This is a genomic window from Pedobacter terrae, assembly GCF_036946585.1.
Lineage (GTDB): Bacteria > Bacteroidota > Bacteroidia > Sphingobacteriales > Sphingobacteriaceae > Pedobacter > Pedobacter terrae_C.
On the sequence record NZ_JAQIIV010000004.1, the window covers coordinates 19,412 to 46,215 of the forward strand.

The 26,804-nt window shown below is 38.7% G+C and carries 24 protein-coding genes; 18 read left to right on the plus strand and 6 right to left on the minus strand.

What is annotated here, in order from left to right; all coding sequences use genetic code 11:
• Window positions 1–9: 9 nt before the first annotated feature.
• From PGN18_RS07295 to PGN18_RS07315, 5 genes are read left to right on the plus strand one after another with little or no spacing between them, the layout of a single operon-like run.
• Window positions 10–3,594: a response regulator gene (locus PGN18_RS07295; protein ID WP_335318775.1), complete on the plus strand. Its 3,585-nt coding sequence runs from the start codon at window positions 10–12 to the stop codon at window positions 3,592–3,594.
• 13 nt (window positions 3,595–3,607) lie between these two features.
• Window positions 3,608–3,979 (plus strand): response regulator, encoded by a 372-nt coding sequence (locus tag PGN18_RS07300; protein WP_335318776.1) that lies wholly within the window; start codon window positions 3,608–3,610, stop codon window positions 3,977–3,979.
• Window positions 3,980–3,985: 6 nt separating this feature from the next.
• A complete protein-coding gene (locus tag PGN18_RS07305) occupies window positions 3,986–4,801 on the plus strand; it encodes a CheR family methyltransferase (protein ID WP_335319127.1) in 816 nt (271 codons plus the stop codon).
• Window positions 4,786–5,370, plus strand: a complete 585-nt coding sequence (locus tag PGN18_RS07310; protein ID WP_335318777.1) for a chemotaxis protein CheB — start codon at window positions 4,786–4,788, stop codon at window positions 5,368–5,370. The genes PGN18_RS07305 and PGN18_RS07310 overlap by 16 nt, the downstream gene beginning before the upstream one ends.
• An 18-nt stretch (window positions 5,371–5,388) precedes the next feature.
• Entirely contained in the window at window positions 5,389–5,754 is a 366-nt protein-coding gene (locus tag PGN18_RS07315; RefSeq protein ID WP_335318778.1) for a response regulator, read from the plus strand.
• 117 nt (window positions 5,755–5,871) lie between these two features.
• On the opposite strand, the gene PGN18_RS07320 is transcribed toward PGN18_RS07315, so the two are convergent.
• The 4 genes from PGN18_RS07320 to PGN18_RS07335 form a co-directional block, all read right to left on the minus strand.
• Window positions 5,872–6,828, minus strand: coding sequence for a DUF3137 domain-containing protein (locus PGN18_RS07320; protein ID WP_335318779.1), 957 nt, complete (start codon window positions 6,826–6,828; stop codon window positions 5,872–5,874).
• Complete coding sequence (locus PGN18_RS07325; RefSeq protein ID WP_335318780.1) at window positions 6,828–7,385, minus strand: LemA family protein; 558 nt, start codon at window positions 7,383–7,385, stop codon at window positions 6,828–6,830. The genes PGN18_RS07320 and PGN18_RS07325 overlap by 1 nt, the downstream gene beginning before the upstream one ends.
• A 50-nt stretch (window positions 7,386–7,435) precedes the next feature.
• Window positions 7,436–9,250 (minus strand): hypothetical protein, encoded by a 1,815-nt coding sequence (locus tag PGN18_RS07330; protein WP_335318781.1) that lies wholly within the window; start codon window positions 9,248–9,250, stop codon window positions 7,436–7,438.
• Window positions 9,251–9,316: 66 nt separating this feature from the next.
• Window positions 9,317–11,104 (minus strand): hypothetical protein, encoded by a 1,788-nt coding sequence (locus PGN18_RS07335; protein ID WP_335318782.1) that lies wholly within the window; start codon window positions 11,102–11,104, stop codon window positions 9,317–9,319.
• A 536-nt stretch (window positions 11,105–11,640) separates the two neighbouring features.
• Here PGN18_RS07335 and miaB point away from each other — a divergent pair.
• The 9 genes from miaB to PGN18_RS07380 all read left to right on the plus strand — a co-directional run bounded on the left by miaB (window position 11,641) and on the right by PGN18_RS07380 (window position 20,582).
• The gene (gene miaB, locus PGN18_RS07340; protein WP_335318784.1) at window positions 11,641–13,056 is read left to right on the plus strand and encodes a tRNA (N6-isopentenyl adenosine(37)-C2)-methylthiotransferase MiaB; all 1,416 of its coding nucleotides are present in this window, start codon (window positions 11,641–11,643) and stop codon (window positions 13,054–13,056) included.
• A gap of 120 nt (window positions 13,057–13,176) precedes the next feature.
• The gene (locus PGN18_RS07345) at window positions 13,177–14,424 is read left to right on the plus strand and encodes a sigma 54-interacting transcriptional regulator (RefSeq protein WP_335318785.1); all 1,248 of its coding nucleotides are present in this window, start codon (window positions 13,177–13,179) and stop codon (window positions 14,422–14,424) included.
• 63 nt (window positions 14,425–14,487) lie between these two features.
• The gene (locus tag PGN18_RS07350) at window positions 14,488–15,003 is read left to right on the plus strand and encodes an LptE family protein (RefSeq protein ID WP_335318786.1); all 516 of its coding nucleotides are present in this window, start codon (window positions 14,488–14,490) and stop codon (window positions 15,001–15,003) included.
• Between the two features lie 76 nt (window positions 15,004–15,079).
• On the plus strand, window positions 15,080–16,138 hold the full coding sequence (locus tag PGN18_RS07355) for a hypothetical protein (RefSeq protein ID WP_335318788.1): 1,059 nt from the start codon (window positions 15,080–15,082) through the stop codon (window positions 16,136–16,138).
• A 14-nt stretch (window positions 16,139–16,152) separates the two neighbouring features.
• Window positions 16,153–16,515, plus strand: coding sequence for a preprotein translocase subunit SecG (secG, locus tag PGN18_RS07360; RefSeq protein WP_335318789.1), 363 nt, complete (start codon window positions 16,153–16,155; stop codon window positions 16,513–16,515).
• 278 nt (window positions 16,516–16,793) lie between these two features.
• Window positions 16,794–17,819, plus strand: coding sequence for a sensor histidine kinase (locus tag PGN18_RS07365; RefSeq protein ID WP_335318791.1), 1,026 nt, complete (start codon window positions 16,794–16,796; stop codon window positions 17,817–17,819).
• A 390-nt stretch (window positions 17,820–18,209) separates the two neighbouring features.
• Window positions 18,210–18,851, plus strand: a complete 642-nt coding sequence (locus tag PGN18_RS07370; RefSeq protein WP_186462304.1) for a DUF47 domain-containing protein — start codon at window positions 18,210–18,212, stop codon at window positions 18,849–18,851.
• A 12-nt stretch (window positions 18,852–18,863) separates the two neighbouring features.
• The gene (locus PGN18_RS07375) at window positions 18,864–19,874 is read left to right on the plus strand and encodes an inorganic phosphate transporter (RefSeq protein ID WP_335318793.1); all 1,011 of its coding nucleotides are present in this window, start codon (window positions 18,864–18,866) and stop codon (window positions 19,872–19,874) included.
• Window positions 19,875–20,291: 417 nt separating this feature from the next.
• Window positions 20,292–20,582, plus strand: a complete 291-nt coding sequence (locus tag PGN18_RS07380) for a hypothetical protein (protein ID WP_335318794.1) — start codon at window positions 20,292–20,294, stop codon at window positions 20,580–20,582.
• Here PGN18_RS07380 and PGN18_RS07385 read toward each other — a convergent pair.
• Both PGN18_RS07385 and PGN18_RS07390 read right to left on the minus strand, forming a co-directional pair.
• A complete protein-coding gene (locus tag PGN18_RS07385) occupies window positions 20,572–21,876 on the minus strand; it encodes a carboxypeptidase-like regulatory domain-containing protein (protein WP_335318795.1) in 1,305 nt (434 codons plus the stop codon). The two genes, PGN18_RS07380 and PGN18_RS07385, sit on opposite strands and share 11 nt — an antisense overlap.
• Window positions 21,869–22,447, minus strand: a complete 579-nt coding sequence (locus tag PGN18_RS07390; RefSeq protein WP_335318796.1) for an RNA polymerase sigma factor — start codon at window positions 22,445–22,447, stop codon at window positions 21,869–21,871. The genes PGN18_RS07385 and PGN18_RS07390 overlap by 8 nt, the downstream gene beginning before the upstream one ends.
• A gap of 101 nt (window positions 22,448–22,548) precedes the next feature.
• Between PGN18_RS07390 and PGN18_RS07395 the strand changes: the two genes are divergently transcribed.
• The 4 genes from PGN18_RS07395 to PGN18_RS07410 all read left to right on the plus strand — a co-directional run bounded on the left by PGN18_RS07395 (window position 22,549) and on the right by PGN18_RS07410 (window position 26,528).
• The gene (locus PGN18_RS07395; RefSeq protein ID WP_335318797.1) at window positions 22,549–24,456 is read left to right on the plus strand and encodes a vWA domain-containing protein; all 1,908 of its coding nucleotides are present in this window, start codon (window positions 22,549–22,551) and stop codon (window positions 24,454–24,456) included.
• Window positions 24,443–25,204, plus strand: a complete 762-nt coding sequence (locus PGN18_RS07400; RefSeq protein ID WP_335318798.1) for a DUF4197 domain-containing protein — start codon at window positions 24,443–24,445, stop codon at window positions 25,202–25,204. Before PGN18_RS07395 ends, PGN18_RS07400 begins: the two co-directional genes overlap by 14 nt.
• 411 nt (window positions 25,205–25,615) lie before the next feature.
• Complete coding sequence (locus PGN18_RS07405) at window positions 25,616–26,167, plus strand: RNA polymerase sigma factor (protein ID WP_335318799.1); 552 nt, start codon at window positions 25,616–25,618, stop codon at window positions 26,165–26,167.
• Between the two features lie 10 nt (window positions 26,168–26,177).
• Entirely contained in the window at window positions 26,178–26,528 is a 351-nt protein-coding gene (locus PGN18_RS07410; protein WP_335318800.1) for an HMG-box domain-containing protein, read from the plus strand.
• Window positions 26,529–26,804 lie beyond the last annotated feature (276 nt).

Consider the following 26,804-nt stretch of genomic DNA (forward strand, 5'->3'; position numbering starts at 1 on the left):
TCCATATTAATGAAAACAACTCTTAAAAGTAATTTGCGTTTAGGCCTCGGCTTATCGTTGATTATTCTCTTTATCAGTTCCCTGGCCTCTTACATCAGTATTAGTAACCTGATTAAAAGTACCGAACTGGTTAAACGCAGTGATGAGGTAATTTTAAATGCTGAAAGTATTATATCTTATTTAAAAGATGCCGAAACCGGCCAACGGGGCTTTTTATTAACTGGAAATAAGGTTTTTTTGACACCCTATTATGGCGCAAGCGATTCGGCCGCTACACTCTTAAAAAAAGTTGAATTCGTCACCAGAGACAATCGCATTCAGCAAAAGAACGTAGCAGCCCTGAGAAATATCCTTCTTAAGCGAATGGGGATCATTAAATCGACTATAGAGATTAAAACTTTAGGTGGTGCTATTGATCCAACGGTTTTGTTTCAGGGCAAATTTTATATGGATGATGCCAGGGCCATTGTAAGCAAAATGGTTGCTGAAGAAAAACGATTACTGGAAGAAAGAACCAACGAACTGAACAAACTTACTTCTTATACACCCATCCTGATTTTAATTGCTGCACTTCTTGCTATTTTGATCACCTTATTTTTTTATCGTAGGGTATCAATCGACTTTGATGAACGTGTTAAACTTCAACAGGAAATTGAGGATAAAAAATACGAAATGGAGAAACGCATAGCCGCGATTAAGGAAATTGCGGTTCAAATTTCGAATGGTAATTATGGCGTAAAGTTCGATAGCCAAAGCCAGGATGATATTGGCGAACTTTCCGAATCATTAAATACCATGTCATTGTCGTTAAAAAAATCTTTCGATGCTTTAGAAGAAAATGAATGGTTACAGACTGGGGTTGCTAGCCTAAACGTGAAAATGGTTGGAGAAAAAGACGTTTTCCATTTGGCAGAAGACATTGTAGCGTTTCTGGCCAATTATACCAATAGCCAGATCGGCGCTATTTATTTATTTAAAGATGATGGATACCTGCATTTAAAAGGACATTATGCACTACAGGGACAAAATTTGGCCCAAACCCTTGAACTTGGTCAAGGTTTAATAGGCCAGGCAGTTAAATCGGGCAAGCCAATATTGTTGAATGATGTTCCACAAAACGAATTAACGATTACGCATGCGACTGGAAAGATCAAACCTGCGCAGCTCATTGTACTGCCTATCATTAGAAACGAAATTTCGATAGGTGGATTAGAACTGGGTACCATCGGTCAATACAGTGAGTTACAACTGCACTTCCTGAATTTGATTTTATCTGATATTGGTACTGCTTTACTGGGGGCACAGAACAGATTTAAATTACAACAATTATTAGAAGAAACGCAGGCACAATCAGAAGAGTTGCAGGTGCAGCATAGTGAACTCGAAGGTTTAAATGCCGAACTCGAAGCACAGGCGCAGAAACTTCAGGCCAGCGAAGAAGAATTACGTGTGCAACAGGAAGAACTGTTACAAAGTAACCAGGAGCTTGAAGAGCGAAGCAGCTTACTAGAGGAAAAAAATGAATTGATCGAGGAACGGAACATTGAGATCCAGCAAAAGGCAGAAGCTTTAGAACTGAGTACAAGGTATAAATCAGAGTTTTTGGCCAACATGTCGCACGAGTTAAGAACGCCACTCAACTCGATATTGTTGTTATCACGATTGATGGCCGAAAACGAAACTATGGATCCTGAACACCAGGAATACGCAGAGGTTATTCAAAGTTCCGGTCAAGGATTATTAAGTTTAATCGACGAAATTTTAGACCTTTCTAAAATTGAGGCAGGCAAAATGGAACTTGATCGTACAAATGTTAAGGTTGACGATATCGCTTCCAGTATGCGTGCATTGTTTAATCCTTTGGCCAGAGAAAAGAACCTAAACTTCGTTATTGAAAAATCTGCTGCAGTTCCTGAATTTTTTCATACCGATAAAATGCGCTTAGAGCAAATCATTAAAAACCTATTATCAAACGCCATTAAATTTACTACGGTAGGCTCGGTAACTCTAGATATCAATACAAATGATAAACTAGGCGCACTGGTATTTAAGGTAACTGATACAGGTGTGGGTATTGCACCCGAAAAGCAGGGCATGATATTCGAGGCTTTTCAGCAGGCCGATGGCTCTACGCGCCGTAAGTTTGGTGGTACTGGACTTGGACTTTCTATAAGCAGAGAACTAGCCAAACTGTTGGGTGGATACATCGATTTAAAAAGTGCAGAAGGCGAAGGAAGTGTTTTTACACTTACCCTGCCAATTGATAAAAATAAAGGCTTTGAAGGTGTAGTACCCCAAACAGAGAAACCTGTAATGGCTTTCGAAACTCCGGTAAAAAAAATAAGCCATTTAACGGTTGGAAATATTCCACAAGAGATCGAGGATGACCGTAATGACATCGGGCCTGATGATAAAGTAATTTTGATTGTGGAAGACGATACCCCTTTTGCTAAAACACTTCTAGATTTTACAAGGAAAAGAAACTATAAAGGTTTGGTTGCTGTTCGTGGCGACGTGGGCATTGAAATGGCGAAAACATTTAAACCGCTGGCCATTTTACTTGATATCCAGCTGCCTGTTAAGGATGGCTGGCAGGTAATGGAGGAGCTGAAATCGGATCCTGATACACGTCCAATTCCAGTACATATCATGTCTTCTTTGCAGGTTAAAAAAGAAAGTTTATTGAAAGGTGCAGTAGATTTTATCAATAAACCTTTTGCCTTTGAGCATATGCAAGAGATATTTTCAAAACTTGAGCATGCGTTAAGCCGTCATCCTAAAAAAGTGCTGATTGTAGAAGAAAATGAACAGCATGCGAAGGCGCTAAGTTATTTTTTAAGCAATTTTAATATCCAAACAGAAATAGTTAACCAGGTAAATGAAGGGGTTTCTGCCTTGCATAAGCCAGAGGTTAACTGTGTGATTCTGGATATGGGCATTCCGGATAAACATGCTTATGAAACACTTGAAGTGGTGAAGCAAACACCTGGCCTGGAAAATTTGCCGATCATCATTTTTACGGGTAAAAACCTTTCAAAAGGTGAGGAAAACCGGATCAAACAATATGCAGATTCGATCGTGGTAAAAACAGCGCATTCTTACCAGCGTATTTTGGATGAGGCTGGCCTATTCCTTCATCTGGTAGAAGAAAAAAGTAAAGACAAAAATAATACACCTAAAAAGTTTTCTGAACTGCAGGATGTATTGGTTGGTAAAACCGTTCTGATTGCGGATGATGATGTGCGTAATATCTTCTCCTTAACCAAAATGTTAGAGCAACACCAGATGAAAGTTATAGCGGCTACCGATGGTAAGGAAGCCCTTAAACTTTTAAATGAAAACCCCGAGATTGACGTGGTTTTAATGGATATGATGATGCCTGAACTAGATGGTTACGAGACAACAACAGCCATCAGGCAGAATATCAAATACCGCAACCTGCCAATTTTGGCCGTTACCGCAAAAGCAATGATGGGCGATCGTGAAAAATGCATTGCTGCCGGTGCATCCGATTACATCAGCAAACCAGTAGACATGGATCAGCTGATATCGTTATTAAGGGTTTGGTTATACGAAAATCATCATACATCATAAAACCATTGTAAATATGCATCAAAAATTAATTCTCATCATTGATGATGATAACCGAAACATTTTTGCTTTAAAAGCTGTTTTAAAGGCCAAAGGTTTTGAATGTTTATCTGCTATAAGTGCACAAGATGGTTTTTCTGTTTTAGAAAAGCATGATCATGTAGACGTTGTCTTAATGGATATGATGATGCCGGATATGGACGGTTATCAGGCGATTGCAGCCATGAAAAAATCAGATAAAATGAAGAACATACCTGTATTGGCAGTAACAGCCCAGGCCATGGTAGGCGATAAGGAACGCTGCCTGAGCGCAGGTGCATCAGGTTATGTTTCCAAACCCATAAACGTAGATGAGTTGTTGATGCAAATAGAAAATTTTACGAAATAAAAGGTGATAAGTGATGTGATAGATAACGAACAGGTAGAAATCCTGTTGAATGATGTTTTAGAAAATCACGGTTACGATTTTCTGGAATATTCTCCTGCATCAATAAAAAGAAGGATTATACGCCTTTACGGACTGGATAATTTTGTGAGTTTTGCCGAATTCCGTTATACGATTAGGACTGATAAGCAATATTTTAAGCGCTTCTTAGAGGAAATTACAGTTAACGTTACCGAAATGTTTCGCGATCCTTCTTTTTACAAATCTTTGCGTAATGATGTACTGCCGGTGCTGGGCACTTATCCATTTATCCGGATATGGGTGGCAGGCTGCTCTACCGGAGAAGAAGCTTATTCGCTTGCCATTGTTTTGAAAGAACTTAACTTACTGCATAAATCGCTTATTTATGCAACAGATATTAATCCATCCGTTTTAGAAAAGGCGAAAAAAGGCATGTTTCCTTTAAGTTATTTAAAACAGTATTCTGAAAACTATCTACAATCTGGAGGAGCTAAAGAATTCTCGGCTTATTATACCGCAAACTACTCTTTGGCAAAATTTGACGAAAGTTTAAACAGTAAGATGATTTTTTCTACACATAACCTGGTGTCAGATCATTCTTTTAATGAGTTTCAATTGATTTTATGTAGGAATGTATTAATTTATTTCGATAAGAGTCTACAACATAAAGTTTTTAACCTATTTGATAGCAGTATCGAGAAATTGGGCTATCTTGCCCTGGGAAGTAAAGAAAGTTTGGAGTTTTGGCCAAAGGCGAGAGAGTATAAAAGGATTAAAATGGAGAAAATATGGCGCAAACTATAGGTTCTACATCTTGTGAGGCATTAATTATCGGTGGCTCAGCCGGTAGTTTAGATGTTTTACTCGAAATTTTTCCAGCCTTACGGAAAGATATTGGTTTTCCTATTGTATTGGTGGTTCACCGTAAGCCAAGTAACGAATCTCTTTTAACCGATTTATTAAAATCGCGTACTACGTTGACCGTTGGCGAAGCAGAAGAAAAGGAGATGTTAACCCCCGGTAGAGTTTTTATTGCCCCTGCGGATTATCATATGTTGGTAGAAGAAGATAGGAGCATATCTTTAGATTATTCGGAAAAGATAAATTATTCCCGACCATCAATTGACGTTACCTTTCAATCGGCAGCTGAGGTTTTTAAGGAAAAATTGGTCTGTATTTTACTTTCAGGCTCAAATGCAGATGGCGTAGAGGGACTAAAATGCGTAAATAGCTTTGGAGGTAAAGCGGTTATACAGAATCCAAGCACGGCCATAATGCCATATATGCCACAGCAGGCGGAGCTGCATGTGAAGCCCCATGTAATATTAGATAGCCATGATATGGCTGATTATATAAATAAATTAAATGATTAATAACTTTCGGAGGTTAATATGATAGTTGCGAAAAAAGTATTTGTTTTTGATGATAATAGGGACATCCTTGATCTCTGTACATTTATTTTGGAAGATGCCGGGTACGAGATAAAAACATCCGAAAGTGCCAATAATATCGAGGAACAAGTGGCGGCTTATATGCCCGATCTAATTTTCATGGATAACTGGTTACCCGATCTTGGCGGGATACAGGCCACCAGAGCTTTAAAAAACCATCCTGATTTAAAACATATTCCGGTAATTTACTTTTCTGCCAATAACGATATATCTTCATTGGCTGATGAAGCTGGTGCAGATAGTTACCTTTCGAAACCTTTTGATATTGCTGCGCTTGAAGAGATTGTAAAAAAACATTTGAGTTAAGCCTTGTTAATCGCAAAGGCTGCAAAAGAAAATCGCAAAGGACGCTAAGTAATTTGTTTTTATAATGCTTAGCGTCCTCTGCGTAAAAACTAAGCGATCTTTGCGGTTAAAACATATTTAAGCCTTCCCCCAAATCCTGGTATTCAGATCTAGCTCTCTAACAATGTCATACATAAATTTTATGGTGGTAATATCATCATTCAGGGCCTCAGCATTAATTAATGATTTAAATATCGGGGCTTCAAAGTAATTGCGGTTCAAAGGGAAAGCGATATACATCCTCGATTCAATGAAGGACAAACTAATGTCATACTTGGTTTGATGATTGAGGTTTAAAATACGCGCCATTAATGCCGGGGTTAAAATGTAACGTGCCTCTACCTGGTCAGAACCATATGTGATAAAAGTCTTGTCAAAATCAGGATTTTCCAGTTTTATCACGTCATTCCCGCCAAAAGAGAATACATTTTTTGAAAACCAGGCCCCTAGTGCATTGGCAAAACCCTTAGGCCGTACTATGGTTATGCCATTGAAGTTTTTGTTAAAATCAGCAGCAAATATTATTCCTCTAAAAATGTCATGCCATTCTGTTCGCGTTCCGTTTTTAGTCTGGGTTACCGTTTTATATTCGGCATGTACCTCGGCAAAATAAAAACGGGTTTTATCTGCACATCCAGTTACGAGATCTTCTGTTTTATAACGATCAGGCTCTTGGGTAAATAATTGTGTGTACATAAACTCCGAATCCGCAATTCCTTGGCAAGGATTAATTGATAAACTTTCGTCCAAAAATTTAAGTGCAGCACCAATTACATTGGTTTTATAGTCAATTCGGTAAGCCGTTAAAGAATTGTTGATTTTAAATAATAGAACACTACCGTATATTAATGGGATTAAGCCAACAATTACACCAGCAGCGGGAAAGCCCAATATGAAACCTAAAATACAAATCAGAATACCTGCAGCAATAAAAATATAACCTTTGGTTTGGATCGAGGCAATTCTTTTACGGGTTACCTCCATAGTAGCCAACACTTGTTGCAAGGCTACATTATTTGCAATGTCGAACAGCATTAATGATTAAAGAGTTCTTTAGCACTAATGTTTTTGCGTTCTTCAGCTGCGGTTTCTAAAACAGAAATAGGATGGAAGTTTAACATCCCCGCAAATAAACTGCCCGGAAACATCATAATCGAATTGTTATAATCGGTTACCGAAGCGTTATAGGTTCTTCTGGCAGCGGCAATCTGTTCTTCACTCTCCGTCCAGGTGGTTTGCAGGTTAATAAAATTGGTATTGGCTTTTAAATCAGGGTAATTTTCAAGGGTCACCATTAAACCTCTAACATTGCTGCTTAATTGTGCATCTAAATCTGCTTTTTCGGCTGTACTAATATTTGGTGCGCCAGCTTTTGATCGCAGTTCAACTATTTTGGTCAAGGTTCCCTGCTCATAAGTGGTGTATTGTTTTACCACTTCAACCAGGTTTGGAATAAGGTCGAATCGTTTTTTAAGCATTACATCAATGGCCGAGAAAGCATTTGTTACCTGGTTTTTCTTCCCGATAAGCGAGTTGTAAAAGAAAATTCCAATGAGAAAGATAAATCCGATAATAATGAGGGCAATAATCATAATTTTAGTTTAAGGTTTAGATCATAAAGATAAGAAAAGGTTACAACATGTTATCGCTTCTCATTTCGTTCGTGCTCCCGTTTTATCCGGCGTTCTAACCGCTTTTGTTTCCTTTTTAAATGATTGGCGCGCATAGCCTTAAAATTTGCAATATGTTCACGTACCTCATTTTGCTTTTCTTCAGTAATGCCTATACTGTATTTTATACCGGTAAAAAGGCCTTTCCAGATCATGTTAAAGAACGAAGTATTGGATGGCCGGCTGTAATTTACGGTTACAGGTACCAGCTTGCCGTCTGCACCCGGGTTTTCAGATTTAATAATCAGGGCATTGGCTAAGAAAGAAAGGAAACCCCGCGTAACCAGATGATCCTTTTCAGGATCGTTTTTCATCAGGGCAACAGAAAGGTCGTAGTAAGAGAATGCTACCGTTCCTTTTGTGCCCAAATCGTTTGCTTTAAAATCGAATTTCAATTTATCGACACTACCGCGGTTAATGCGTACCAGGCCAAGGGGTTTAGTAATCTGGTTTAAGATCCGTGCATTAAAATTGTGTAAAACGCCATGATAAGAAAATGCACCATCTTTTGCAGTAAGATTAAACAGAAAATTCACGTCCAGCTTACCCTGTCCAAATAGATAAGTATTTAAGTTAACCTCCATCATTGGGTTTATGGCCTTAATATTATCAAGGTTAGTGGCATTTTTTATAATTCCCGAGGTGTTTTCAAAACTGATGCGGCCTCTTTGGTTACTTTCGCTATTAAAAACAGAATAGTTGATGTTCACATCTTTCAACTGGATTTTCTGCACCAGAATAGGCGCCTTCACAAGCTGCAAAAGTTGATGTGGAAATTTACCAATCTTATTTTCCTGCGGCTTTGACGGAAGGCCATTTTGGTTAAAAACAGATATAAAACCATTGGCGATGGCCATTTCTTTTGCCCAAAGTTCCTGTTTGCTGATGTAAAGCGGCAAGTCTATTCCGTTAAGCATAATGTCGCGCATGCCAATGTCAAAACGTTCCCTGGCATAACCGGCAACTTTGCCAAATTTCATTTCATCATATAAAGGAACCAATGCAAAACTATTTATCCTTAGTTTACCCGTTGTAGCCCTAAAATCAAGTTGATCAAGCTTAATGTCATACATTTTATCAGGTGTGCGATATACATAGTTATTTAAGTTGATCACAATATCTTTTAGCAGGTAAAACCTGCTCGGGTCATCAGTAGAGGTAGAGTCAACCAACAGATCGGTTAGCGTAATGTTGAGGTCATCAATATTAAAGGGCACCGAATGAGGTACATTTTTATTCACATATTTGAAGCTTGCATCTTTAAAACGGATGGTTTTGATGCTAAATTCCTTCAGGTTTTTAGAAATGATGTCGTAAGGTGATTTAATTGGCCTCGGCGCACGTCCTTCATTAAAAGCAAATTGCTGATTAACCATCATTACTTCAGGCTTATCAAAAATAATCTCTTCCAGCTGTAGTTTTTTTTCGCGGTATAAGGTTAACGGGTGGAAGCGCTTTACCACCAGCTTTTTTAAAGAAACCGTATATAAATTGTTAGGCGCTCTTTTTAAGGCAATAAGTTGCCTGAACCGATTGGTATCGGGCGTTATTTTTACGTTCTGTAATGTGGCATTTCCTGTAAAAACGTTAGTAGATACCTTGGTAAAGCTGATGGTATATAAACTATCTGTTGATTTATAAAGCAATGTTTTAATCCTATCCGTTAAAATAGGGCGGGACTTTACGTTTAACAACCAGGCTATGCCTGCAAGTACGATAAAAATACCGAATAGTGTACACGCTATCCATTTAAAAACTTTGTAACGGTATCTTTTAGTATCAGGCATTAAAACAAGAGAGATGGTGTTTTATTAGCAATATACGGTATAAACATATATTTGAAAAACGTAAGATCAATTTTTTTCCCTGCGGGCCTTCCGTGCAGCTTTTCTATCTGCCCTTTTTTGTTCCCTTATTTTTTTGGCGATTACTTTTTGCTGTTTTACTGGATCCTTTTCAGGTACGATGCCAACACCTACAATATCTTTGATGCCCACAAAAACGGTTTTCCACATCAGGTTAAAAAAGGAGGCAGAGTTGATCCTGGTATTCGTCATGCTGGCTGTTCTCGGAGCTTCGCCTTTTTTTGGATTTTCATCTTTAACCAAAATGGCATTAGCCAGGAAAGACAGAAAGCCTTTTTCCTTGATGCCCTCCCCATCAATATTGTCTGATAAGAGTTTTACTTTCAGGTTGGTATACAGCATGTTCAGGGTGCCTGTTGCCGATCTTAAATTTCCCTGAGCCTTAAAATCTACATGTTGTATGTTACCACTTTCTATTTCCACCAAGCCCAGTGCTTTGGATAATGGATTTAAATTTTTCATATCAAATTTACCCAAACTGCCACTATAGGCAAAAGCGCCATTGTTATCGGTCAAGTTGAAATCGATGTTAACATTCAACTTTCCTGCACCCATCAAAAGTGTATTTAAATCCGCCAGTGCATGGCTCTTTTTGCTTAATTGCAAGCTATCATTGGTCACATTTGAAATGTTTCCGTTTAGCGCTTTAAAGGTAACCGTCCCAGTTTTTTTACTCGCGGGGTTAAATTCAGCATATTTGACATTAATGCTTTTCAGCTTTACGGTATCAATCAATATCGGCATATTTAATCTTTTCAGCGCCATATGTGGATAGTTCCGGCCTTTATCAAGACCTGGCGGCGGTGGCGATTCGCGGCTCATAAATACTTCGACATTTGCTGGACCAATTCTCAGTGATTTTGCATATAATTTTTGGTCGGTATTTAAACCAATAAAATCTACACCATTGAATTCTACCTGGTCAAAACTTAAATTATACCTGTCTTTCTGAATCTTGTATTTTCTTGCAAAAGTGAGTTCGTTGTATAATGGTGTTAGTTTGAATCCTTTAACCGTTATCTTTTTTGATGAGGTAGAGCCTTTAACGGTATCTACTTTCATGCTGTACATTTTGTCCTTTGTTACTGACTTATAACCTGCAATCTGGAACGATACATCTTTTGTATAGTAAAACCGTGTGGTGTCGTTACCTGAAAGCGAATCCAATAAAAAATCATTGATGTTTATATCCAGGTGTTTGATCGAATTTTTAATTTTTTTCGAAGCGGTTTTATTGATGTAATCGAAATCTGCATCTACAATTTTAATGCTCTTTACATGTACGGATTTGAAGTTTTTAGAAAGCTGTTCATAAAGTGATTTTTCATCTTTTATACTGTCAGCTTTCTTGGGTACCTTATTAAAAAATACATTGATAGATGGCTTTTGTAAAAGGATTTCATTTACAGCTATCCGCTTTTTAAAGTAGGCGGTTAGTATGCCAACACGGCTAATCTGGAGTTTCTTTAACCTAAGTTCGAAAATATGGGCGGGCGCCAGTTGTTTTTTCTTCAAGCTATCAAAAATAGCCGTATCAGGAGTAAGGGTAACATCACGCAGGGCCATGCTACCTGTAATTACATTTAAGTTGATGCTTTTAAAATCTATCCGATATAAATGGTGAGAGCCATTGTAAACACCAGCTTTGATTTTTTCGGTCAATATAGGCTTCCATCGGGCACTTAAAAACATAGCACCAAATGCTAAAATTAAAATCAATATGCCGAATATACTTCCTATCCAGGCCCAAATTTTATTTTTCTTCCGCGCTGTCATTTATTATGGCTTATTGATACCTAACAGATGGGAGCGTGAAAGGTTTTTTGGTAAAAAGCTAAAAGACTAAAGCAGAAAGACGAATATTGTTGAAAGTTTTATTGTTAAAATTATTTTTAGGAGCGCAGGTGCAGTGTAAGTAACAGTGTTTGTTCCTTTGCTGCGCTTGTACGCTTCGGCCATCGTACCTCCTGGCCTGAAGGGTACCGCTTCGCCAAGGGCTAGATGGGTTAGGGCAGTGTGTTGAATCCTTAATAGGAGCAGGAATCCGTTAGTCGGGATTTGCAATCCCGTCTTCTGAATCAATGATTTTCAATCTTTTAATATTGGATTAAAAATCCAAAGTACAATAGGTCGGGATTACAAATCCCGACCAGCCCCGCCTCCAAAAGATAATAAATCGTCACCATGCCCAGGAAACCATATGCTAATCACATTTATCATAATCATACTGTAAACATTTAAACTAAATATGTCAAATTGTCACTTTTAATTTTATTTATGTATTTTTGCAATCCCCAAAATGTTTTTAAATAATGATTGATTTACAAATACAGGATAAGACACACGATGAAGCCAGGCAAGGTGAAGCTTTAATTTTAGATACACCAGTTAAGGCCGATGCCCGTAAATTATATATCGAAAGTTATGGTTGTGCCATGAATTTTGCCGATAGTGAAATTGTCGCCTCTATTTTATCAGAAACTGGATTTGAAACCACAGGGGATTATCACCAGGCTGATGTCATTTTCATTAATACCTGCTCCATCCGCGAAAATGCTGAAACCAGGGTAAGAAATCGGCTATCGCAGTTCGGCGTCGAAAAACGCCGTAACCCAAAATTAATTGTTGGGGTTTTAGGCTGCATGGCAGAGCGTTTAAAATCTAAATTTTTGGAAGAAGAACGTTTGGTTGATGTAGTGGTTGGACCAGATGCTTACCGTGATCTGCCGAACTTAATTGAGCAGGTTGAAAGTGGACATAAAGCCGTTAACGTTTTATTATCGCGCGAAGAAACTTATGCAGATATCAGTCCGGTTCGGTTAAACAGCAACGGAATAACTGCTTTTATTTCCATTACCCGTGGTTGTAATAACATGTGTTCTTTCTGCGTGGTGCCTTTTACCCGTGGAAGAGAACGTAGCCGCGATGCACATTCCATTATCGAAGAAGCAAAAGCCTTGTTTGAAGCTGGTTACCGGGAGGTTACACTTTTAGGTCAAAACGTAGATTCGTACACCTGGGCGTCGGAAGATGGTACAGAAACGGTTAATTTTGCGCAGCTTTTGGAGCAAACAGCGTTAGTTAGTCCAGATTTAAGGGTACGTTTTTCAACTTCGCATCCAAAAGATATTACCGACGAAGTTTTACATACCATTGCTAAATACGATAACATCTGTAATTATATCCACTTGCCTGTTCAATCTGGTAATACGCGCATTTTGGAGCTCATGAACAGGACTTACACCCGCGAATGGTACATCAATCGCATTGACGCCATCCGTAATATTATTCCAGGTTGTGCAATTTCTACCGATATTATTGCTGGTTTCTGTACAGAAACAGAAGAAGAGCATGAAGACACCTTGAGCATGATGGATTATGTTCAATATGATTTTGCCTATAATTTTACCTACTCTGAAAGACCCGGGACTTTAGCCGCCCGTAAACTGGAAGATGATATTCCAGAAGAGGTGAAAAAACGCCGTCTGGCTGAAATTTTAGCCAAACAACAGGCACATTCTTTAATGCGTTTGCAAGAATGGGTAGGAAAAACCATTCGGGTTTTGATTGAAGGTACTTCAAAAAAATCTGATCTTGATTATTGCGGAAGAGGAGATAGCGGAGCAATGGCCATTTTTCCTGCTATTGATGGCGTTAAACCAGGTCAGTATGCAAATGTGTATATCGAGAAATGTACATCTGCTACGTTAATTGGTAAAATAGTTTAAAAAAGGTGAAGGGTGGAAGGTTTAAGGCATAAGCTCTTAAACCCGATACAAAACTTAGATGATCTTAAGTTGTGGAATTTTAAAACTGCAAACTGAGAACAGCCAACTGAGAATTGAAGAATGGATACACAAAATATTAAACAGCGTTTCGGTATTATTGGCAATTCGCCTTTACTAAACCGTGCCATAGATATTGCAAGCCAGGTAGCACCAACTGATATGTCGGTACTAATAACCGGCGAAAGTGGTAGTGGTAAAGAGGTGTTCTCGCAGATTATCCATCAAATGAGTGCCCGTAAGCATGGTACTTTTATCGCGGTAAACTGCGGTGCCATCCCCGAAGGAACGATAGATTCTGAACTTTTTGGTCATGAAAAAGGATCATTTACCGGTGCACACGAAGCCCGTAAGGGATATTTTGAGGTGGCCAATGGCGGTACCATCTTTTTAGACGAGGTTGCTGAATTACCTTTAGGTACACAGGCCCGTTTACTCCGTATTTTAGAAAGCGGCGAATACTTACGTGTGGGTTCTTCTAAAGTGCAGAAAACGGATGTTCGCATCATTGCTGCCACCAACGTGGATGTTTATAATCGAGTTAAAAATGGAAAATTCCGTGAGGATTTATACTACAGGTTAAATACAGTTCCATTGCGTATACCTGCTTTGCAAGAGCGTAAGGAGGATATTTATTTATTATTCAGAAAATTTGCTGCTGATTTTAGCGATAAATACCGCAGTCCCGCGTTACATCTGGAGCCAGATGCCATTCAGATCTTAACCAATTACAGCTGGCCGGGTAATGTTCGTCAGTTGAAAAATATTGCCGAACAAATCTGCGTATTAGAAAAAGACCGGAACGTAAGTGGTCAGGCTATTTTAAACTATATCCCGAACGAGGCCGGAAGTAACTTGCCAATGGCGATCAACGCGCAGTCGAAGGAAGATTTTACGGAAAGAGATATTTTGTATAAGGTTCTTTTTGATATGAAAAAGGATATGGTTGAGCTTAAAAAACTAGTAGCCGAAATTATTCAGCATGGCGGAAACACTGCTACGGTATTGGCAGATAACCCGCAGTATATCAATCAGCTATACCGTGATGTAGAATTGCCTGCTGGGCAAGAGCATGCTTTTACCATTCAGCACCCTGCACCAAACAATAACAATGTAAACAACAATAACAATGCTGATTATTTTGCACACGAAGCCGAAGAAGTAGAAGAATCTTTGTCGCTGGTGGATAAAGAATCAGACCTGATTAAAAAAGCATTAAAAAAACATAAAGGTAAGCGTAAGTTTGCTGCACAGGAATTGGGTATTTCAGAACGGACCTTGTATAGGAAAATTAAAGAATTAAATCTGTAAATTAATTGCTCGTATAAATTCATTCTAAGCACGTTTCTCAAAAATTTGACAGCCTTTTCGATAATGATGAAAATTAAAATATTTGCATTAATCCTGATGACTTCGGTTTTTAGTGCCTGCTCGTATAAATTCAGCGGAGCATCTACCACAGGATTAAAAACGGTGGTTGTTCGGGTATTTGAAAATAATGCCCCTTTAGTGGTGCCAACTTTAAGTAACCAGATAACGGAATCATTAAAAAGCCGGATCCGTAACCAAACCAAATTGATTATTTCTCCAACAGGTGAAGGAGATGCCTCATTTGAAGGGAGAATAACAGGTTACGATATCAAACCGGTTGCCCTTCAAAATAGTGCCACGCCTACTGCAGGTGCAAACAGATTAACCATTACGGTGTCGGTAAAATATAAAAATAATATAAAAGAGCACGAAAAGGAGAGTTTTGAAGAGAGCTTTACCAAATATTTTGATTTCCCGGTTAATGGGGCTCCGATTCAAACCTTATTGCCGGGTGCTATCGAAAATATCAACAAACAATTGTCAGAAGATATTTTTAACCGAGCATTTGCACAGTGGTAAGTAAAGCAGCACGCTAAAAAGATAAATTTTTCAAAACCCATTTACATTTTTTTAACTTAGCGGCAAACCCTTGATAATGGATAACAACAAGCTACTGGCAGAGTTACTCGCGCAACCTGGAAAGGTCAGGCCAGAGCATGCATCCATGTTGCAGGAAATGGTTAGGCAATTTCCATATGCACAGCCCATCCATTTACTATTGGCCAAGGCCAATGCTTCGTTTATTCCGAAAGCTGCATTATATGGCCAGGGGCATGTATTGTTCCATGTGCTTAATATGGTTCCGGTTGACGAGGCAAAACAGGAAGAGGAGGTTAATATAAATGTACCGTTTACCGAATCCATGCAACTTGAACCGGAAGTTTTAGTACAAATGGCTGAATTTACTGATGATAGTACGTCCGCTACCGATGATGAGATAGGCATAGAGACACCAAACAACCTGCCAGGTGTAGATAGGCATTTGATGGATTTGCCTGCTGTTAATGATTCTTTTATTGAAAGTGTGGCTGCTACTGATTTTTTTGCCTTTGAACAGCAGTTAAGCATCGATGTGGTTGGCGCTGTGCCAGAAATTGAAACCGTAGTACCAGATGAGCCGGAAAAGAATTTTGTTTCGCAATATAATGATGATAAGCTTCCATATACTTTTTTATGGTGGTTAGCTAAAACCCGTAAAGAGCATGAGCAGATTTTTCAGCCTTATGCGCACCCTAATGCTAATCAAAACAAACCACTGCCGCAAAAGCACCCACAATCAGAAAGCGCTGAATTTCAACAACAGTATGTGGAGCATATTTTTCACATCCAAACCCCTTTTGAAGTAGCCGATCATTTGGCTGAATACCCTGTAGCTGAAATCAAAGATGCAAAGGGTGCCAAAATTATCGAGAAATTCTTAAAAGAAGATCCAACCATCAAACCACCTAAACCCGAACAGATCGACAATGAAAACAAGGCCAAGAGAAGTGCAGAAGATAATTACGACTTGGTTTCAGAAACTTTAGCTAAAATTTATATCGAGCAAATGCTTTATCACAAAGCCATAGATACTTATAAAAAATTAAGTTTGAAATATCCGGAAAAAAGCCGTTACTTTGCCGACCTTATCCAATCTATAGAAAAGAAATTTTAAAATATAATATTACCATGGTAACCTTTTTAATCATTTTATTAATTATTGCGTGTGTAGCCTTAGGCTTATTTGTTTTGGTACAAAACCCTAAAGGGGGCGGTTTAGCTACAGGCGGTGGCACCAGTAACATGTTTGGTGTACAACGTACTGGCGATGTTTTAGAAAAAGGATCGTGGGTATTGTTAACATTAATAGTGGTGTTAACCCTTGCCGTTACTACAATTGCTAAAACGAGCGGTGGTAGTGCTGCAGTTGGAAACTCAGCTATTCAGGAGCGTTTAAATAAAACACCTTCGCCATCTCCAATCGGTGGCAATTTAAACAGCACTCAACCGGCAACTTCAACTCCGGCTAAAACCGATTCAACAAAGAAATAAGTAATACTTACCCATATTTTAAAAGGCTTTCCTCAAAAGGGAAAGCTTTTTTTGTACTGCTTTGAACAACAGGTATTTGCCAGCCAAACCCGACAGAGTGGAATAGCCTGGAGCGTAGCGAGGACTATCAACGATGGCGGGACTGTAGCAGCTATGGAAAACTGAACGTCCATTTTCTAAAGAGTACAGGATGCATATGTAAAGTCTGCTTAACTGTAGGCATTAGGTTAAAGCTTTGACTTAACACACATTTAACATAAAAAGCTTTAAATTGCAGCATGAAATTAAGTGTGCTGGTTTTATTTACTGCTCTTGCCGTTGGTCTTTCCATCGGTATGGTTAATTTTTATTTTCAGCATAGCCTTTATTATATGGCCATTTCTTTTGGTGTATCTTTTCTATGTAGTTTTTTAGTTTTTTATTACCTGCTTGAGAAATATATCTACACCAAAATTAAACTCATCTACAAACTGATCCATAACCTTAAATTGGGCAAAGATTTAAAAGATGCACTTGGCGAGTATGTGAGTTCCGATCCGATTAACGATGTAGAACAGGAAGTAAAGGAATGGGCGGGCGCAAAGAAAAAAGAAATCGATTTATTAAAAAAACAAGAGCAGTTTAGAAGAGAGTTTCTTTCGAACGTTTCGCACGAATTTAAAACCCCTCTTTTTGCCATTCAGGGTTATATCGAAACTTTACAGGATTGCCTGGTAGATGATCCCGATCAGGCTGTTTTATTTCTAAAAAAAGCAGAAAACAACGTAGAGCGGTTGAGTTATCTGATTAAGGATTTAGACGTTATCTCAAAGCTGGAGACGGGAGAATCGCCCATTAACTATCAAAAATTTGATTTTGTACAATTGGCGAAAGAGGTCATGGAAAACCTTGAAGACCGGGCAAAAGCTAAAAACATCAAACTGTTTTTTAAAGAAAAGTATACAGCCATCACTCCTGTTTCTGCCGATCGCGAGAAGATTAGGCAGGTATTAATTAATTTAATAGTTAATAGCATTAAGTACGGCATTGATGGAGGTGAAACCGCCATTAAAATTTTCGAGCTGCATGATCAGGTTTTGATAGAAGTTACTGATAATGGTATCGGCATAGAAGAAAAACACCTGTCGCGCCTGTTTGAACGTTTTTACCGCATTGATACCCACCGGGCAAGAGAAGTTGGTGGCACCGGTTTGGGTTTAGCCATTGTGAAACATATCTTAGAGGCGCACCAGCAAACTATTTCGGTAAGAAGTACACCAGGTATCGGAACGACCTTTGCTTTTACGTTACAGAAAGGCGGATAGCCTTAGTGTCTTGACAATTATTCTAAAATTTTTGCCACAGAAACATGAAACACACGGAAATATGACATCTGATTTTGTTCAGAAAAATAATTTACCTAATTGATAGACCCGATGTTAGCGGACATCCCGATTTGACCAATTATCTCTATTGTTTATGGTGTGCATATTATTTTGCATAGGTTTCATCCGGATAAGGCGTTTGGCGCTATTATCGTAACCGAAGAACTTGTTGCTACTATTTTTAAAAATCCATTTGTTTCATTGTCAGTTACCTGAAAAATATAAAAAACATGCAGTCGATCGGATAAACGAACAATTCGTTAATATAATTAATAAATTAACATTAACTTAACATTGAGCTTGTAGCTTTGCAACATATTAAAAATTAACATGAACAATATTTTTAAGTTCTTTACACCTCAAGACAAAAAGTTTCATCCGCTTTTCGAACAAGCTGGTAGCAATGCACTGAAAATTGCCGAAACCCTTTTAGAAATGGTTAGCACGGGTGATGCGGAAAGCAGAAAAACAATTTTTAAAGAAATTGAGCGCTTAGAGCATGTAGGTGATGATATTACCCATTCTATTTTTCTTGAATTGAGCAGGAACTTTATTACACCATTTGATAGAGAAGACATTCATGCACTGGCTACTGCAGTAGATGATGTTGCCGATTATATTTATGGTACTGCAAACCGCATGCAGATGTATAATATGATTGCCATTAATGAGCCGATTGTTAAAATTGCTGAGCTTTTGGTAGAAATGTGTACTGATATTGACAAAGCCATTAAAGAGTTGCGCAGTTTTAAAAACATCCGTGTAATTGCTGATGCTTGTATCCGTATTAACAGTGGCGAAAACCAGGCCGATTATGTATTTACATTAGCGGTAGCACGTTTATTCGAATATGAAACCAACGCGATTGAATTAATCAAACAAAAAGAGGTTTTACAAACAATAGAAAAAGCGACAGATAAATGTGAGGATGTGGCGAATGTGCTTGAAACGATCTTGGTTAAAAACGCTTAATAAAAAACAAACATGGTAACTACCTTATTGGTTGTTGTTGTAATTCTGGCTATTGCTTTCGATTATATTAACGGCTTCCACGATGCCGCCAACTCGATTGCAACAGTTGTTTCTACAAAAGTTCTTACGCCTTTTCAGGCGGTTTTATGGGCTGCATTGTTCAATTTTGCTGCCTATTTTTATTTTACCGACCACAAAGTGGCCAACACGGTTGCTAAAACGGTAATCGAAAATTATATCACTTTAGAAGTTATTCTGGCGGGTTTAGTTGCAGCGATTATCTGGAACCTGTTAACCTGGTGGTATGGTATTCCCTCAAGTTCGTCACATACTTTAATCGGTGGTTTTGCCGGTGCAGGTATGACACATGCTTTACTTACAGGCGCTAGTCCGCTTGATGCTGTAAACATGGGCTATGTAATTAAAATCGTTTCTTTCATTGTATTGGCACCAATAATCGGTATGGTAATTTCGGTGATATTAACACTTATTATTATTAATATCTGTCGTTATGCCAAGCCTGCAACTGCCGAGAAATGGTTTAAACGTCTGCAATTGTTATCTTCTGCGGCATTGAGTTTTTTCCATGGTGGTAACGACGCTCAAAAAGTAATGGGGATTATTGCTACAGCTTTAATCGCCTCTAAAGTAATTCCCGATTTCGAATCAATGCCTGCCTGGGTGCCAATTGCCTGTTATTCGGCAATATCATTAGGCACCATGAGCGGTGGTTGGAAAATTGTTAAAACAATGGGATCTAAAATTACCAAGGTAACGGCACTTGAAGGTGTTGCTGCCGAAGGTGCCGGTGCAGTAACTCTGGGAATAACTGAACATTTCGGTATTCCGGTTTCTACTACACATACCATTACCGGATCGATTGTAGGGGTAGGCGTAGTAAAAAGTGTTTCTGCTGTACGTTGGGGGGTAACCATCAACTTAATCTGGGCCTGGATTTTAACCATTCCGGTATCGGCAACGCTTGCAGCCATTATTTACGCCGCAATTTATTATTTAAAGTAAAAACAAAATCCTTTAATATTATAAGAGACCAGGGCATTAGCTTTGGTCTTTTTTGTTTAACCGCAAAGAACGCGAAGTTTTTCGAAGAGAGCGCAAAGCGTAAGGTGATAACCGGAGTTCGATTATTCACTAAACATAAATCATTAATTTTTAGGTGTTTCTAATAATGATATCGTCATGCTGAATTTATTTCAGCATCTTTCCTGTTAAAACTCCTTGCTATAAGACCCTGAAACAAGTTCAGGGTGACGACCGTTCATGCAAGGTACTAAATAACCCAAATTAAAGCCCATTATTAATCGAATTCAGGTTAATAGGAGAATAAGAGCAGAGTTTCTCATTATTTTAGCTCTGATTCAATTATTGAATAACTTCGAATATCATCCTTGAGGGATAATTTATTGTATAAAAATCAATATGGATGACAGAAAGCCCAACGGCATTGATTTACTCGAAGAATCGTCATTGCGAGAAGGAACGACAAAGCAATCTTTCATGCTGGTAATTCTTGCTGTAAAGATTCCTTCGTCGGCTGAAAAAGCCTTTACAGCAATGACGCATTCCCGAGGGTATGTCAATAGTAGTGCAATGAAAGATCTTTTAACTGTACTTTATTATTCATTTAAAAGATTCTTCACTGCGTTTCAGAATGACAGTAATATTACATGCTTCGCAGTTAAACTACAAATAAGAAAACTTAAAACTTAACACTCAGCTCAACAACATTGTTGCCGTTTTTAGGTAACACCCAATCCGGACCTTCCTGTATTAACCGTTTAGCTTCAGCATCGGCTTTTTTGTTCAGCGATTTTATAACGGAAATGTTGGTGGGCCGTCCGTTGCTTTTAACTTTGAAACTTAAAATCACAAATTGTTCAGGTCCTTTAGGGTTATAAAGCTTATTGTTATGCGCTAAATACTGGCTATAGTTAACGGTAGAAACCGGAATAGGTTTCGTAATCTCATTCGCCGATTTTCCATCCAGGTTTTGTTCTGCACGTAGTGTAATTTTTGGTGCAGCAATATTTTCTTTTTTACGTCCGTTCGAACCTGTAATCAATGCAATTTCGTTTAACGATTTATCGCCACTCAATGCATTTCTAATGGCGTTAGGATCTTGCAAACCAGCCACAGGTAATTCTTTAAAGCCAATAGCATTAATTAATAGGTCTTTATCCTTGGCATTACTATCTGCAGGTAAATAGAAATAACCTTTGGCATCAGTGGCTGTTACATTTTTCGAGCCAGCTAACTTTACTACAGCTCCCTTAACAGGCAGGCCATTGCTTTGGTTTACCACATTGCCGCTAAAGGCAATTTTGTTCGAGCCTATCGCAGGTTCTGCTGCAACGGTGGCCTCTCTTAAGGCTGCTTCGTTAGGTTTTTGATCGCTAATACTTACACGGCTCATTGCTTTCGCGCGACTATTATCGGATGCAATTTTTGCCGCTTTTACCTCGGCAACCTGATTCGCTGCAGGTACTACAATAGTGTTTGTTTTAGTGTTTTTTGCAAGATCGCCTTTTTTTGAGGCCGTTATTGCTTTATCAATCAAAGTTGCTTTAGTCGTATTTTGCGTAACGATTTCTTCTTTAGCTTTTGTTTGGGTCGAAGCAATACTCGTTGAACTGTCTAAGCGAACCAATACACCTTCCTTTTTATGCGCAGCAATTTCTGCATTCCTGCGGTTGGTTTCGCGCATAAAAAATAAAATACTAACTGCAATAAAAGCCACCGTTGCGGTTGCTGCAATACTTAACCTTTGGGTGGTAATGCCCCAAAGTTTGCGCTTTACAGGTTTTTCTGATATACGATCATAGAGTTGTTTTTGTAAAATAGAAAGGGTCTGCCTGCGTTTTGGAGATTGCTTTAGTCCTTCCAGCGCTTCGGCAACAAAAGGATCATCCAAAGCTTGCTTTTCTACGAAATGCATAGCTTTAGTATCAAGTTTACCATCCAGGTAATCTTCCAGTACATCAATATCTAACCAATCGTTATTCACTACTGTTCTTCTCTATACAAATCTTTAAATTCCGCTTGCCATTTTGGATGTAACTCTTCACTTTAAGCATATCGTAACCCGTAATATCAGCCACTTCTTTATAGCATTTTTCTTGTAAATAAAATAAATCTACGCTTTTTCGCTGTTCTTCAGGCAAAGTTTCCATACACTTTTCCATGATGGTAAGCTGCGTTTCTTTTGTGTTGTCTATATCCAGATGCACAAACTCGCTATTTTCCACAAAAGTATCATCTATGGAGACATTATTTTGCTTCGCCGATTTCCTTAATGCCATTAAACAATGGTTCCGTGTTAAAACGTGAAGCCAGCTTTTAAAGTTCTGTACCTCATGTATTTTTAGCTTTGTTACCAGTTCTTCAAAAATCTGCATCACTGCATCTTTGCTTTGCTCTTCATCTTTGAAGTAGTTTAAGCAAACCCCGAACACCAAGTGCATGTATTTATTGTAAAGCATACCCAACGCGTCCAAATCGCCTGTGTTTTTATACCCGGCAATCAATTTGGCATCGTCTTGCTGGGTGTTTCCAGCTGTGTTTTTTATAAACCTCAAAAAATGGTTGCTATTTCGAATTATCTTCAAGTATAAAAAATATTTCTGAGTATCGATATGGAAAAACCTGAAGAACTACATCATCCTTAAAATTTAAGACTATGAAAAAGCTTCTATCATCTTTAATCGCAATTTTTTTGCTGATGAGTTTCAAACAATTTGACAGCCGAACAATTACCGGTGTAATTTCGGACGCGACCTCAGTTTTACCAGGGGCATCAATTGTTACAAACTATAGTAAACGGGTGGTTACTTCCGATTTGAAAGGCAGATACAGCATACAAATAACCGATAAGGATACAGAGCTCAAGATCATAGTTATGGGCTATAATGCACAAACAATAAAAATTGGTAAAAGCAAAATTATAAACATCACCATGGTTGCAGATACAACTCCTTTAAAAGAGGTAGTGATAGTTGGTTATGGAACGCAACAAAAAAGTATGATGACGGCATCGGCTGCTATCGTTTCCAATCGGTATTTAGCCGGAAGAGTTGCCGGCGTATCTGTTTCGAAGGGACAAAAGCATGTCGGAATGGCGTACAGCAACGAAGACAGTTATACAGGTACTAGCGAAAATACTTTTCATAAAGTAAAAAGCGACCCATTGTCTACCTTTTCAATTGACGTTGACGCGGCATCGTATAGCAATGTTAGGCGGTTTATCAATGGAGGCAATCTGCCCGAAACGGATGCCGTTAGAATTGAGGAGATGATCAACTATTTTGATTACAACTATGGGCAGCCAAAAGGCAAAGAGCCTGTTAATATAATCACCGAAATGGCCCCTGCGCCGTGGAACAACACACACAAACTGGTGCAAATTGGTTTACAAGCTAAAACTATTGCAACTGAAAAGCTACCGGCATCCAATTTAGTTTTTCTGATCGATGTTTCCGGTTCAATGAATGCAGCTAATAAACTTCCCTTATTGGTTTCATCATTCAAATTATTAACCGATCAACTTAGAGAAAAAGACAAAGTTGCAATTGTTGTTTATGCCGGAAATTCTGGCGTGGTTTTACCGGCAACCCCTGGGGATGAAAAGATCCGGATTAAAGATGCGCTTGATAAATTAAGTGCTGGTGGCTCTACCGCTGGCGGACAGGGTATTGAGCTTGCCTATAAAATTGCTTCAGAAAATTTTATTAAAGGGGGCAACAACCGCGTAATTTTAGCTACCGATGGCGACTTTAATGTTGGGGCAAGCAGTGATTCGGACATGGAAAAACTGATTGAGAACAAAAGAAAAACTGGTGTGTTTTTGACCGTTTTGGGTTTCGGTATGGGTAACTATAAAGATAGCAAAATGGAGATACTTGCCGATAAAGGAAATGGTAATTATGCCTATATTGATAATTTAACTGAGGCACGGAAAGTATTGGTAAATGAGTTTGGCGGAACCTTATTTACGGTAGCTAAAGATGTTAAATTGCAAATTGAATTTAATCCTGCTCATGTTCAGTCTTACCGTTTAATTGGATATGAAAACAGGCTCCTTACTAAAGAAGATTTTAATAACGATGAAAAGGATGCCGGAGAAATAGGTTCAGGCCATAGTGTTACTGCACTCTACGAAATTATTCCGACAGGTGTTAAAGATAGCTTTACAGTAAGTGTAGATGATTTGAAATACCAACAAACAAAGCCATTAAATTCCAGCAATACAGACGAGCTGCTGACCATTAAACTCCGTTATAAAGAGCCTGAAGGTAATATAAGTAAATTATTGGTTAAAATGGTAACCGATAGTGATTTAAGCATTAATTCAACCAGTGATAATTTCAGATTTGCAGCAGCAGTTGCCGAATTTGGTATGATTTTAAAACATTCGGCATTTAAACAAAATGCTAACTTTGAGCAGGTTATCTCTTTGGCCGAAAGGGCAAAAGGTAAAGACAAAGAGGGTTATCGCTCGGAATTTTTAAGCATCGTAAAATCGGCAAAATTAATGGCCAAAGATTTGCTAAGCATAAAAGATAAACTCATAATGAATGAAAAAAATTAATGTTGTATCTGCATTCCTGGCATTAGTCTTATTAACAAGCCTAAATGTTAGCGCACAGATTAAACTGAGCGATATCTTTAAAAAAGTAACGGAGAAACAGGGCTCCGCAACAGCTGCTACCGGAACACCATCCACTTTTGAAATAGCACAGGGAATTAAAGAAGCGCTACAGATTGGTGTTTCTGCTGGCGCAGACAGGCTTTCGGTTAAAGACGGCTTTTTAGGCAATTTGGCTGTTAAGATCCTGATGCCCCCTGAAGCGCAAAAGGTGGAAAGAACATTGCGTAGCATAGGCTTGAACAAACTTTGCGATAATGTGATTGTTAGTTTGAACCGTGCTGCCGAGGATGCTGCTGCTGAAGCAAAGCCTATTTTTATATCCGCCATTAAGCAGATGACCTTGACCGACGCGACAAATATTTTGTTAGGTACCAACGATGCGGCTACAGCATATTTCAAACGAGTAACGACTACACAATTGATGCAGAAATTTAGCCCGATTGTAACTGCAAGCTTAAATAAAGTTAATGCTACTAAATATTACAGCGATTTAACTACACAATATAACCGTTTGCCTCTGGTAAAACCTGTAAATACCAACTTGACGGAATATGTTACACAAAAAGCAATAGATGGTTTATTTGTTGAAATAGCCAAAGAAGAATTAAAAATCAGGGGTAACCTAAGCTCAAGAAGCACAACGCTATTGCAAAAAGTATTTGGGTACGCGGACAGGAAAAAGAGTTAGTCTTGTGTGTTTCGTCAGGACACGAATCATGGCGTGGGGGAAGAAGGTTTAGTTAAGTATGTTTCGTGGGGACACAAACCGGGGCGGATTTAGTTCTAGCCTCTGATTAGGATTTTAAAGGTTGCAATGAGCACCCCGCTTTGTGCCTAAACCCGATTGTAAATGAAAAGCCCGTAAACGAGGAACGAGTGCAGGCTTGAAATGAAAAGCGGGGCTGCTGGCAGCCAAGAGCTTCCTTTGTTTCTTTTCAAAAAAACATATAATTTATTTTCTGTACTTGCAGTTTTTTTAGCCTATTGATTTTGCCCTATGCATCTCCAATACCACACTTAAATGGTTGCACAAAAAAATTAAAGAAATTTAAAGTAATATTGATGTTCATCCGTTTACTGGGTTATCAAGCGAAATTTAGTGCCGACAAACGAACCTCAAAATATCATTTCAACGGTTGCCAATTATGGTAAACGCCTGTTCAGTTTCATCCGAGGCCGGGTGAATACGGATGAGGATGCTGAAGATATTTTACAGGATGTTTGGTTTCAGCTGAGCAATCAGCCGGAAGTTGGAGCCATTGAGCAGATTAGCGGTTGGCTATACCGGGTAGCGAGAAATAAGATTACTGATAAATACCGTAAACAAAAGGAAGAATCGCTGGAAGACTTCACCTTTGAAGGCGAAGATGGAGAAATTAATTTTAAAGAAATTTTACTTGCGGAGACATACTCACCAGAGGAAGAAAGTTTAAAGAAGCTGTTCTGGGATCAATTATTTTTAGCACTTCAAGAACTGCCCGAAAATCAATGCTATGTATTTGTTCAGAATGAATTGGAAGAGCGCACTTTTCAGGAACTGGCCGATGAAAGCGGGGAAAATATCAAAACATTAATATCAAGAAAAGGTTATGCGGTAAAACATCTGCGTAACCGGTTACAAAATTTATATCAGGAGTTTATTAACTATTAAATTTACAGACATGATGAATAGAAATTTTAATCGCGGTAAGAAATTCATGTTCTTTTTTCCCGTAGCGTTGCTTATTGCAGCGGTGCTGGGCTATGTAGTTATGTGTTTATGGAACCGGATTTTGCCTGAAGTTGCCCATACAGGGCGACTCAATTATTGGCAGGCCCTTGGTTTGCTGGTGCTTTGCAGGATACTGTTCGGAAATTTCAATAAAGGAGGACATGGTCGTGGCGGCTTCCGTGAACGTGCCCAGAAAATGCGTGCTAAATGGGATTCGATGGACGACGAGGAGCGTGCGAAATTTAAGGAAGAATACAAGCGAAGATGTGGCGGATGGGGCCACTACCGCAATAAAGAATAGTTTTGAAGCCTCGATTAATCGGGGCTTTTTTGTTTCTGTTATTCTTAATATTTTGAGAGCCTCTCCACGAAGCGTCCACGATCGCGGCAACGCAGAGTGCCCGCCTGTGCAGACAGGCCTATCCCGTGTAGGAGCTATCGTATGGACACATCTTTTGGTTTGTTTGTTTTTATACGCTTTGCTAGCTTGCTTTAATAGATTACAGGTTTTACCTGTAAAATAAATTCAGCATGACGATTGCCTTAGAAATACGTGATAAAGAATAAATGAACGCTA

Coding starts and splice junctions, on each gene's coding strand:
- PGN18_RS07295 (WP_335318775.1), top strand. CDS start 10: ATGAAAACAACTCTTAAAAGTAATTTGCGTTTAGGCCTCGGCTTATCG.
- PGN18_RS07300 (WP_335318776.1), top strand. CDS start 3,608: ATGCATCAAAAATTAATTCTCATCATTGATGATGATAACCGAAACATT.
- PGN18_RS07310 (WP_335318777.1), top strand. CDS start 4,786: ATGGCGCAAACTATAGGTTCTACATCTTGTGAGGCATTAATTATCGGT.
- PGN18_RS07315 (WP_335318778.1), top strand. CDS start 5,389: ATGATAGTTGCGAAAAAAGTATTTGTTTTTGATGATAATAGGGACATC.
- PGN18_RS07320 (WP_335318779.1), bottom strand. CDS start 6,828: ATGCTGTTCGACATTGCAAATAATGTAGCCTTGCAACAAGTGTTGGCT.
- PGN18_RS07325 (WP_335318780.1), bottom strand. CDS start 7,385: ATGATTATTGCCCTCATTATTATCGGATTTATCTTTCTCATTGGAATT.
- PGN18_RS07330 (WP_335318781.1), bottom strand. CDS start 9,250: ATGCCTGATACTAAAAGATACCGTTACAAAGTTTTTAAATGGATAGCG.
- PGN18_RS07335 (WP_335318782.1), bottom strand. CDS start 11,104: ATGACAGCGCGGAAGAAAAATAAAATTTGGGCCTGGATAGGAAGTATA.
- miaB (WP_335318784.1), top strand. CDS start 11,641: ATGATTGATTTACAAATACAGGATAAGACACACGATGAAGCCAGGCAA.
- PGN18_RS07345 (WP_335318785.1), top strand. CDS start 13,177: ATGGATACACAAAATATTAAACAGCGTTTCGGTATTATTGGCAATTCG.
- PGN18_RS07350 (WP_335318786.1), top strand. CDS start 14,488: ATGATGAAAATTAAAATATTTGCATTAATCCTGATGACTTCGGTTTTT.
- PGN18_RS07355 (WP_335318788.1), top strand. CDS start 15,080: ATGGATAACAACAAGCTACTGGCAGAGTTACTCGCGCAACCTGGAAAG.
- secG (WP_335318789.1), top strand. CDS start 16,153: ATGGTAACCTTTTTAATCATTTTATTAATTATTGCGTGTGTAGCCTTA.
- PGN18_RS07365 (WP_335318791.1), top strand. CDS start 16,794: ATGAAATTAAGTGTGCTGGTTTTATTTACTGCTCTTGCCGTTGGTCTT.
- PGN18_RS07370 (WP_186462304.1), top strand. CDS start 18,210: ATGAACAATATTTTTAAGTTCTTTACACCTCAAGACAAAAAGTTTCAT.
- PGN18_RS07375 (WP_335318793.1), top strand. CDS start 18,864: ATGGTAACTACCTTATTGGTTGTTGTTGTAATTCTGGCTATTGCTTTC.
- PGN18_RS07380 (WP_335318794.1), top strand. CDS start 20,292: ATGGATGACAGAAAGCCCAACGGCATTGATTTACTCGAAGAATCGTCA.
- PGN18_RS07395 (WP_335318797.1), top strand. CDS start 22,549: ATGAAAAAGCTTCTATCATCTTTAATCGCAATTTTTTTGCTGATGAGT.
- PGN18_RS07400 (WP_335318798.1), top strand. CDS start 24,443: ATGAAAAAAATTAATGTTGTATCTGCATTCCTGGCATTAGTCTTATTA.
- PGN18_RS07410 (WP_335318800.1), top strand. CDS start 26,178: ATGATGAATAGAAATTTTAATCGCGGTAAGAAATTCATGTTCTTTTTT.